Consider the following 7,587-nt stretch of genomic DNA (forward strand, 5'->3'; position numbering starts at 1 on the left):
CCCCCAAGGGGGCGAGGGGGAAAGGGAGCCGATTGATCGTTCCCACGCTCCGCGTGGTAACGCCGCCATGGACGCTCTGCGTCCACTGTGACGCGGAGCGTCACGGGCTGCATTTCCACGCAGAGCGTGGGAACGATCAATGTGGGGGATCAGCCCTCGACCGCAGGAATATGCCCAAACATCTCCTGGGTAAACGCCACCCGCTCTTCTACCGATTCCTTAACGCCCCGCGCCTTCAGCTCTTCCAGCCGCGCTTCGACCGCGTGAGTGCGCAAGGTCAGGCCGCAATCGTTGGCGATCTGAATGTTCAGCCCCGGCCGTGCATTCAGTTCGAGAATCAACGGACCCTTTTCCTGATCGAGCACCATGTCCACGCCGATATAACCCAGCCCGCACAGCTCATAGCAGCCGGCGGCGAGTTTCATGAAACCGTCCCAGTAGGGCAGTTGCACGCCATCCACCGCGTTGGTGGTGTCGGGGTGTTTGGTGATGATGTTGTTCAGCCAGGTGCCGCGCAGCGTAAGGCCGGTGGCCAGATCCACACCAACGCCAATGGCGCCCTGGTGCAGGTTGGCCTTGCCGCCTGACTGACGGGTCGGCAGACGCAACATCGCCATCACCGGGTAACCCATCAGCACGATGATGCGGATGTCCGGCACGCCTTCGTAGCTGATGCTCTTGAAGATCTGGTCCGGGGTCACACGGTATTCGATCAGCGCGCGGTCGCGGTGGCCGCCCAGCGAGTACAGGCCGGTGAGGATGCTGGAGATGTGATGCTCCAGCTCTTCGTGGGCAAGGATCTTGCCCGACACCGTGCGATAACGGCCCTCGAAGCGGTCGGCGATGACGATGATGCCGTCGCCACCCGCGCCCTGCGCCGGTTTGATCACGAAGTCGCTGCGCCCGCCGATGATCTCGTCGAGCTTGTCGATTTCCTTCTCGGTGGAGATCACCCCGTACAGCTCCGGCACGTGAATGCCGGCGGCGATGGCGCGTTCCTTGGTGAGGATCTTGTCATCGACGATCGGGTACAGGCTGCGCTTGTTGTACTTGAGCACGTAGTCCGCGTTTCGGCGGTTGATGCCCATGATGCCGCGCGCCTCGAGGGCCTTCCAGGTCTTCCAGAAACCGAACATCAGGCGTCAGCCTTCTTCAGGAAGGCCTTGAAACGCACCAGTTCGGTCAGGCGGTAGCCGCGATAGCGCCCCATCGCCAGCATGAAACCGACCAGAATCAGCAGGATCGCCGGGAAGGTAAACACGAAGTACACCAGCTCCGGCACGGTCATGATCAGGTGCGCCAGGGAGGCTGCGAACAGCGTGCCGATGGCGACTTTCAGCGCATGGTTGGCGCCGCGTTCTTCCCAGGTGATCGACAGACGCTCGATGGTCATCGTCAGAATCACCATCGGGAACAGCGCCACCGACAAGCCACGCTCAAGCCCCAGTTTGTGGCTGAACAGACTGATCGCCGCAATCAACACCACCACGAACGTCAGCACCACCGACAGGCGCGGCAGCATTTGCAGCTTCAGATGTTCGAGATACGAGCGCAGCGACAGGCCCAGCGCGGTGATCACCGTGAACAGCAGAATGCCGAAGCCCAGCTGCGTTTCGCGGAAGGCGAGGGCGATCAGCACCGGGGTGAATGTGCCCAGGGTCTGCAGGCCGATCAGGTTGCGCAGGATCAGGATCACCAGCACGCCGATCGGGATCATCACCATGATCATGAAGGTCTGCTGGGTCTGCAGCGGCAAGCCGTACAGCGAATAATCGAGGAAGTTGGCGTCAGTGTTTTCGTCGGTCAGCTTGGCCAGACGAATCGCGTTCATCTCGCTGTTGTTCAGGCTGAAGGTCACGTTGGCTTTCTTGCCGCCGTCGACGGTGATCAGGTTTTCGTCACCGGTCCACCACAGCAGGCGGTCGGTTGGCAGGCCTTGCTCACCGGTTTCCGGGTTGAAGTACAGCCAGTCGTTGCCGTTGAAGCTGCGCAGCCACAGTTCGGGAGTCTGGGGCTGATCGGCGACGAGGCGGATGGTGTGGACTTTTTCTACCGGAACGTGGGCAATCGACAGCAGCAGTTCGACGATCTTGGCTTTGTGCGAGGTCGACGGATCGCCGGCCAGCAGCAATTTGACGTTGTCGTCATTCACGTTGTTGACGCGCTTGATCGCCTCGCCAATAAAGGTTTCGACGTCGGCCGAGTGTTGGCGAATCGGCGCGAGCAGGGCTTCGGCGGCGATTTTTTCCGGGCCTTCGATGACCATGCTGTCACGGAAGGTCGGGCCTTTGACCTTGGATTTTTCCGCGGTGTAGCGCTTGGTCAGCACCAGACGGTAATACAAGGTCTGGTTGCCCTTGGCGCGACGGGCCGACCAGGTCACCTTGCGGTTGCCGTCGATGCGGTTCACCGCTACGCCGTAGTTATTGGAGATGAAGCTTTCGTTGAGACTGACGTAATCGCGGCTCAGCGGCGGCACGAACATCTGGATCTTCACCGGATCCTTGGTGCTGGCGACGAACTCGACCTTGGCGTCGATGTTCCACAGGTCGTCGGTGGCGTCTTCGGTCACCGGGATGCCGAGCACGAAAATCTGATAGGCCGTAACCGAAACGCCCAGCAGCACCAGCACGGCGATCAGGATTTTCAGGTGGAAGGTTAGAGAACGCATGGAAATTACTCGGCGGTGTGAGCGGCGATGGTGCAGGCAGGTTTGCCGGCAGCGTATTTAAGACTGGGGTCGACCAGCGCGTCGAAGCGTTTCAGCGCCTCGGAGCCGATCAAAAGCGGGTATTGGAACGCACTTCGGTCGGTGAGGTTCACTTCGATGCTGCGCAATGCCGAACCCATGCAGATATCCAGCTCGATCACCGGACGGGCGGTGTACTGCTTGCCTTCTTCCGGATCGTAGTCGCCGGCGCGGCGCTTGATCTTGCTGACTCGCGCCAGCGGCCGTTCGATGGGGTGTGAATGCGCGGTGTCGATGGCCAGGTAGAAACGTACCCAGGATTCACCGTTGCGTTTGAAGCGTTTGATGTCGCGGGCGCTCAGCGAGGCGGTTTTCGCCCCGGTGTCGAGTTTGGCCGCAACTTCGAGATTGATGCCGTCAAGCGAAGCGTATTCGTTGAGGCCGTACACGGTTTTTTCCCCCGCGGCGGCGAGGCCGGGCAGGCAAAACAGAGCAAAAAAGGTGGGGAAAGGCTTGAGTCTCATAAATCCTGGTGCGCAGCGTTCCGTTATCGGTTCAGGTGCCCGCACAACCGTGCGCAAGCCCCCGCGTGTGCCTGGCAGCTTTTTATGGCAAGCCGTACTAAAGACCCGCAAATGCGGGCGGCATTCTAGCACGGTGGTTTTATGGCGCCAGCGCTTGGGGCAGGGTGTAGCAAGATCAAAAGATCGCAGCCTGCGGCAGCTCCTACATTTGGATTTGCGTGCGCCCTGTAGGAGCTGCCGAAGGCTGCGATCTTTTTGAGGTTATTAGACGATTGTCGACAATACCTATTTATCCTTTGACTGATGCGGTCTTATTGGCTAGTTTTTGCCGCATTGGATTTAAAGGTGTCGACAATCATGCTGGATCAACTCGATCCCCCGGTCATCAGCGGTGACGATTCCGAGACGCTGTCGGAAAACGTCTTCCGGCGCATTCAGGCCGCCATCGTCAAAGGCGAAATCGCCCCGGGCAGCAAGATCTCCGAGCCGGAGCTGGCGCGCACCTATGGCATCAGCCGGGGGCCGCTGCGTGAGGCGATCCATCGTCTGGAAGGCCAGCGCTTGCTGGTGCGTGTGCCGCACGTCGGTGCGCGGGTGGTCTCGCTCAGCCATGCCGAATTGATCGAACTCTACGAAATCCGTGAATCTCTCGAAGGCATGGCCTGCCGCCTCGCTGCCGAGCGCATGAGCGTCGAGGAAATCGACGAACTGCGCCGGGTTCTGGAAACCCACGAGCGCGATGCGGCATTTCAGGCCGGCGTCGGTTACTACCAGCAGGAAGGCGACTTCGACTTTCATTACCGGATCATCCAGGGCAGCGGCAATCGCACGCTGACGCAGATGCTCTGCGGCGAGCTGTATCAACTGGTGCGCATGTACCGCATCCAGTTTTCCACCACGCCGAACCGCCCGCACCAGGCCTTCGCCGAACACCACCGCATTCTCGATGCCATCGCCGACCGTGACGGCGAGCTCGCGGAATTGTTGATGCGCCGCCACATCGGCGCCTCGAAACGCAACATCGCCCGTCACTACGAGGACGGCGCCCACAACAAGACAGCCACTGAACGAGGTGATGCATGACTTCCAACCTGAACACGCCGGGCCAGCGCTTCCGCGATGCGGTCGCCAGCGAGCATCCTTTGCAAGTGGTCGGCGCGATCAACGCCAACCACGCGCTGCTGGCCAAGCGCGCCGGTTTCAAGGCGATCTACCTGTCCGGCGGCGGCGTGGCCGCAGGCTCGCTGGGCGTGCCGGACCTGGGCATCACCGGGCTGGACGACGTGCTCACCGACGTGCGCCGCATCACCGATGTTTGTGACCTGCCGCTGCTGGTGGATGTTGACACCGGTTTTGGCTCGTCGGCCTTCAACGTCGCGCGCACGGTCAAGTCGATGATCAAGTTCGGCGCGGCGGCGATTCACATCGAGGATCAGGTCGGCGCCAAGCGCTGCGGCCATCGCCCGAACAAAGAAATAGTCAGCCAGCAGGAAATGGTCGATCGCATCAAAGCCGCCGTCGATGCCCGTACCGACGACAGCTTCGTGATCATGGCGCGTACCGATGCGCTGGCGGTGGAAGGTCTGGAATCGGCACTCGATCGTGCGGCGGCGTGCATCGAGGCCGGCGCTGACATGATTTTCCCTGAGGCGATTACCGAGCTGGACATGTACAAGCTGTTCGCCAACCGTGTGAAAGCACCGATCCTGGCCAACATCACTGAGTTCGGCGCAACGCCGCTGTACACCACCGAACAACTGGCTGGCGCCGACGTCTCGCTGGTGCTTTACCCGTTGTCGGCGTTCCGTGCGATGAACAAGGCAGCGGAAAACGTCTACACCGCGATCCGCCGCGATGGCACGCAACAGAATGTCATCGACACCATGCAGACTCGCATGGAGCTCTACGATCGTATCGATTACCACACGTTCGAGCAGAAGCTCGATGCGTTGTTTGCACAGAAGAAAGGCTGAACAAAACCCTGTGGGAGCGAGCCTGCTCGCGAAGACGGACTGACATCCAACATTGATGTCGATTGATCCAGCGCTTTCGCGAGCAGGCTCGCTCCCACAAGTTTCCCCATACAAATTCAAGAAGATTGGAGAACACAATGGCCGAAGCAAAAGTACTCAGTGGCGCCGGGCTCCGTGGCCAGGTAGCCGGGCAAACCGCACTGTCCACCGTGGGCCAGGCCGGAGCCGGGCTGACCTATCGCGGCTACGACGTGCGTGAACTGGCCGCCGATGCGCAATTTGAAGAAGTCGCCTATCTGCTGCTGTACGGCGAACTGCCGACCAAAGCGCAACTGGCCGACTATCAGACCAAACTGAGCAAGCTGCGCGACCTGCCGCAAGCTTTGAAAGAAGTGCTCGAACGAATTCCCGCCGACGCGCATCCGATGGACGTCATGCGCACCGGTTGCTCGTTCCTCGGCAACATCGAACCGGAGAAAGACTTCGCCGAACAGCGCGACAAGACCGACCGTCTGCTCGCCGCGTTCCCGGCGATCATGTGCTACTGGTATCGCTTCAGCCACGACGGCAAGCGCATCGACTGCGTCAGCGACGAGCCGACCATCGGTGGCCACTTCCTGCACTTGCTGCACGGCAAGAAGCCAAGCGAACTGCACGTCAAAGTGATGAACGTGTCGCTGATCCTCTACGCCGAACACGAATTCAACGCCTCGACCTTTACCGCACGGGTTTGCGCTTCGACCTTGTCGGATCTGTACTCGTGCGTGACGGCGGCGATCGGTTCGCTGCGTGGCCCGTTGCACGGTGGCGCCAACGAAGCGGCGATGGAAATGATCGAGCGCTTCTCGTCGCCGGAAGAGGCGATCAAAGGGACCCTCGGCATGCTCGAGCGCAAGGACAAGATCATGGGTTTCGGCCACGCGATCTATAAGGACAGCGACCCGCGCAACGAGGTGATCAAGGGCTGGTCGAAAAAACTCGCGGACGAGGTCGGTGACAAGGTGCTGTTCCCGGTTTCCGAGGCCATCGACAAGACCATGTGGGAGCAGAAGAAACTGTTTCCGAATGCCGACTTCTATCACGCCTCGGCTTACCACTTCATGGGCATCCCGACCAAGCTGTTCACGCCGATCTTCGTCTGCTCGCGCCTGACCGGCTGGGCCGCGCACGTGTTCGAACAACGCGCCAACAACCGCATCATCCGCCCGAGCGCCGAGTACACCGGCGTCGAACAGCGCAAGTTCGTGCCAATCGAACGTCGCTGAATGGTGAGCTGACCCGGAACCAGAGAACCCCGCTAGACCCTGTGGGAGCGAGCCTGCTCGCGAAGACGGACTGGCATCCAACAAGGATGTCGACTGATCTATCGCTTTCGCGAGCAGGCTCGCTCCCACAGTGGACGGTGTGCAACTCAGGTGTCTGGCCTCACCCTTTGAAATTACCGTGACCCGAGTCCTGACCCGATGAACACAGAATTCCGCAAGAACCTGCCCGGCACGCCGCTGGATTACTTCGACACCCGCGCGGCGGTCGAAGCGATTGCGCCTGGCAGCTACGACACCCTGCCCTACACCTCCCGCGTGCTGGCGGAAAACCTTGTGCGTCGCTGCGACCCGGCCACGCTCACCGATTCCCTCAAGCAACTGATCGAACGCAAACGCGATCTCGATTTCCCGTGGTTCCCGGCGCGGGTGGTCTGCCATGACATTCTCGGCCAGACCGCGCTGGTCGACCTCGCTGGCCTGCGCGATGCCATCGCTTTGCAGGGCGGCGACCCGGCGCAGGTCAATCCGGTGGTGCCGACGCAATTGATCGTCGACCACTCGCTGGCCGTCGAGGCGGGCGGTTTCGATGCCCAGGCCTTCGAAAAGAACCGCGCCATCGAAGACCGCCGCAACGAAGACCGTTTCCACTTCATCAACTGGACCAAGAAGGCGTTCAAGAACGTCGACGTGATCCCGCCGGGCAACGGCATCATGCACCAGATCAACCTGGAGAAAATGTCCCCGGTGATTCAAGTGCGCGAAGGCGTGGCGTTCCCCGACACCTGCGTCGGCACCGACAGCCACACGCCGCACGTCGATGCGCTGGGCGTGATCGCCATCGGTGTCGGCGGCCTCGAAGCCGAGAGCGTGATGCTCGGCCGTGCGTCGTGGATGCGTCTGCCGGAAAGCGTTGGCGTCGAACTGACCGGCAAGCTGCAACCGGGCATCACCGCTACCGACATGGTGCTGGCCCTGACCGAATACCTGCGCAAACAGAAAGTCGTCGGCGCTTGGCTGGAGTTCTTCGGTGAAGGTGCAGCAGCGCTGACCCTCGGCGACCGCGCGACCATTTCCAACATGGCCCCGGAATACGGCGCCACGGCGGCGATGTTCTACATCGACCAGCAGACCATCGA

Annotated in this window: 7 protein-coding genes; 4 read left to right on the forward strand and 3 right to left on the reverse strand. The window is 60.9% G+C overall.

Annotated elements, in window-relative coordinates; all coding sequences use genetic code 11:
- Positions 1 to 149: 149 nt before the first annotated feature.
- From D8U70_RS19545 to D8U70_RS19555, 3 genes are read right to left on the reverse strand one after another with little or no spacing between them, the layout of a single operon-like run.
- Positions 150 to 1,136, reverse strand: a complete 987-nt coding sequence (locus D8U70_RS19545) for an alpha-L-glutamate ligase-like protein (protein WP_016773817.1) — start codon at positions 1,134 to 1,136, stop codon at positions 150 to 152.
- Positions 1,136 to 2,671, reverse strand: a complete 1,536-nt coding sequence (locus D8U70_RS19550) for an inactive transglutaminase family protein (RefSeq protein WP_016773818.1) — start codon at positions 2,669 to 2,671, stop codon at positions 1,136 to 1,138. The genes D8U70_RS19545 and D8U70_RS19550 overlap by 1 nt, the downstream gene beginning before the upstream one ends.
- A gap of 5 nt (positions 2,672 to 2,676) precedes the next feature.
- A complete protein-coding gene (locus D8U70_RS19555; protein WP_041479149.1) occupies positions 2,677 to 3,213 on the reverse strand; it encodes an ATP-dependent zinc protease in 537 nt (178 codons plus the stop codon).
- 360 nt (positions 3,214 to 3,573) lie between these two features.
- Here D8U70_RS19555 and D8U70_RS19560 point away from each other — a divergent pair, with 360 nt between their 5' ends.
- The 4 genes from D8U70_RS19560 to D8U70_RS19575 all read left to right on the forward strand — a co-directional run.
- Positions 3,574 to 4,296, forward strand: coding sequence for a GntR family transcriptional regulator (locus D8U70_RS19560; protein WP_177180867.1), 723 nt, complete (start codon positions 3,574 to 3,576; stop codon positions 4,294 to 4,296).
- Complete coding sequence (gene prpB / locus D8U70_RS19565) at positions 4,293 to 5,186, forward strand: methylisocitrate lyase (RefSeq protein WP_024012298.1); 894 nt, start codon at positions 4,293 to 4,295, stop codon at positions 5,184 to 5,186. Before D8U70_RS19560 ends, prpB begins: the two co-directional genes overlap by 4 nt.
- 137 nt (positions 5,187 to 5,323) lie before the next feature.
- Positions 5,324 to 6,451: a 2-methylcitrate synthase gene (gene prpC, locus D8U70_RS19570; RefSeq protein ID WP_130929552.1), complete on the forward strand. Its 1,128-nt coding sequence runs from the start codon at positions 5,324 to 5,326 to the stop codon at positions 6,449 to 6,451.
- A 198-nt stretch (positions 6,452 to 6,649) separates the two neighbouring features.
- Positions 6,650 to 7,587, forward strand: a 938-nt coding sequence (locus tag D8U70_RS19575; RefSeq protein WP_241662933.1) for an aconitase family protein, incomplete at its 3' end; no start/stop codon positions are given.

Origin of the sequence: Pseudomonas sp. Sample_20 (genome assembly GCF_004307585.1) — a bacterium.
Lineage (GTDB): Bacteria > Pseudomonadota > Gammaproteobacteria > Pseudomonadales > Pseudomonadaceae > Aquipseudomonas > Aquipseudomonas atacamensis.